Source organism: Candidatus Phytoplasma palmae (genome assembly GCF_046896035.1).
Classification (GTDB): Bacteria; Bacillota_I; Bacilli_A; order Acholeplasmatales; family Acholeplasmataceae; genus Phytoplasma; species Phytoplasma palmae.
Map to the genome: position 1 here is coordinate 1 of NZ_JBIPDD010000027.1, position 585 is coordinate 585.

Consider the following 585-nt stretch of genomic DNA (forward strand, 5'->3'; position numbering starts at 1 on the left):
CGAGTGACTCCAGACAGAAAATTTCAGGATTGCGCGATTTCGGGAAAATGGGCGTAACTTCCTCAATATAGGTCGGATTGACCCGATTCCAAAAGTCACAGATCAAGGACTCGTAGATCTACAACTTTCATGTTTTGAGTTTCCACAAATAAGCTCTGTGGAGTGAGCGATTCTGGGAGGAAGTGGACGAGGCACTGTGTTTGTGGGGATGTGTGTAACTCGAGGATATGGAAGGTTTATCACCTAAGCCTAAAGGCACAAGCCACCAGCCAAGGATGAAGGACCGAGATAGTTGCAGTTCACCACCAAGGCTTAAAGGAAATTCCACCGGCCAAGGATAAAGAACTGTTTGATTCACCACCAACAACGTTGGATAAAGAATCGAGATAATAATTCAACTCACAAAGAGGAATTTTCATTCATTCAACCAGTCTGATTACAAAATGAGAATATGTCTCATTATATAGATATTAGACTCAGAATTGAAAACAACATGGGAACTACCCAAACATTAAAGACTAAACAAAACAGAAATAGCATTAAAGGTCTAGGAACTAGGGAATGCAATAAATGACATGGGGACTA